Annotated in this window: 2 protein-coding genes; one reads left to right on the plus strand and one right to left on the minus strand. The window is 72.8% G+C overall.

Annotation, left to right across the window (positions count from 1 at the left end; translation table 11 throughout):
- Positions 1 to 529: DNA glycosylase AlkZ-like family protein (locus tag H5J30_RS32115; RefSeq protein ID WP_181791138.1), on the plus strand; the 529-nt coding region annotated here is incomplete at its 5' end.
- Between the two features lie 32 nt (positions 530 to 561).
- Here H5J30_RS32115 and H5J30_RS32120 read toward each other — a convergent pair.
- The coding region (locus tag H5J30_RS32120) for a peptidoglycan recognition protein family protein (protein ID WP_181791140.1) at positions 562 to 1609 on the minus strand (1048 nt) is incomplete at its 5' end.

Genomic DNA, 1609 nt, shown 5'->3' on the forward strand with positions numbered 1-1609 from the left:
GGCCACCGACCCCACCGCGGACGGGACGGTGCTGCGCTACCTCGCCGCGTACGGCCCGGCGTCGGTCGCCGACGCGCAGAAATGGCTGTCGCTGACCCGGCTCAAGGCGGTCTTCGACCGGCTGCGGCCGCGGCTGGTGACGTACCGGGACGCGGCGGGGCGGGAGCTGTTCGACCTCGCCGGCACCGAACTGCCCGACCCCGGCAGCCCGGTGCCGCCGCTGCTCCTCGGCCCCTTCGACAACGTGCTGCTCGCGCACGCGGACCGTACGCGGATCATCGACAAGGCCGACGAGCGGCGGGTGTTCACGAAGAACGGCATAGTGCGCGGCACGCTGCTGCTCGACGGCCGCGTCGCGGGCGTGTGGCAGCCGGAGCTGAGGCGGACGTCGGCCGCCGTCGAACTCCGGCCGTTCACCGCCCTGTCCGGCGCCGACAAGGACCGGCTGGCGGCGGCGGCATCGGACCTGCTGGCCTTCGCCGCCCCGGAGGCGGAGAAGACGGACGTCGTATTCGCGGACCCCGCCTAGGCGCGCCCGGGCGGTCGGCCGTCCGGCCGGTCTCACACGGTCGTGAACTCCTCGCGGACGACCCCGCCCGCCGTCGCGCACCACGTGGCCACGTCCATCGCGCCCGTGGCCTGCAGCCCGTGCAACTCCTGCATTTCGGCCACCGCCGCCGTCGTCGCCGCGTCGTACCGGCCGGTGGCCTGCTCCAGGTGCAGCTTGCGCACCAGCAGTTGCTGCACCGCGAGCACCGCCTCGCCGCTGTGCCCGGTGCTCACCGGCACCGTCAGGGCCTCCCACGTGGCGTTGTCGAGGGTGCCGTCGTCCGCGACCGGCAGCCCCATCGTGCGCTGGAAGGTGTGCACCGCCTCCAGCGTCACCGGGCCGTACGCGCCGTCCGCCTTCAGGTCGTAGCCGTACGCGCGCAGCAGCCGCTGCGCCATCTCGACCGTGCCGCCCTTGCTCGACGAGTACGTGTCGGGCCAGGTGCGCGCCGGGATCTCGTCCGGGCCCTGGCCGAGCACCTGCGCCACCTGCCGGCGCAGCGCGGGGAACTCGCGGTAGAACAGCGCCCCCGGGCACTGCGTGTCGTTGAAGTCCCAGTGGCCGAAGATGCGGTCGGCGCCGAAGCCGTACTGCGTGCCGATCGTCACGCAGAGCCGCTGGAGTGAGAACAGCAGTGCCGGCGTCGGGGTGTCGTTGACGTAGTGGCCGTCGTTCTCGATGCCTATGCCGCGCGTGTTCTCGCCGACCGCGTGGGCGCTGACGGCCTGGTAGCCGCCGTCGCCCAGCGCCTCCAGGCTGCGGTGCCGGCCCTCCAGCACGTAGCCGCCGCGGCTGATCGAGAAGTGCTGCCCGCTGTCGATCCAGCCGTTGTCGTCCATGTGCAGATCCTGGATCTTGCGTGCCATGAAGACGGCGGTCTCGTACGAGTAGTCCGTGGTGTTCGGGAACGCGGTGTGGTGGACGACGATCTTCGTCGTCGTCCCGGACGAGACGGAGACGTTCCCGCCGGGCGGCCGGGCGCCCCAGTCCGCGGTGCCGATCACGTACGACGGGTCGTCCGCCGTCCGGTGCAGGGAGTCACCGCCGTCGGCCGCGGCG

Source organism: Streptomyces phytophilus (assembly GCF_013870535.1).
Lineage (GTDB): Bacteria > Actinomycetota > Actinomycetes > Streptomycetales > Streptomycetaceae > Streptomyces > Streptomyces phytophilus.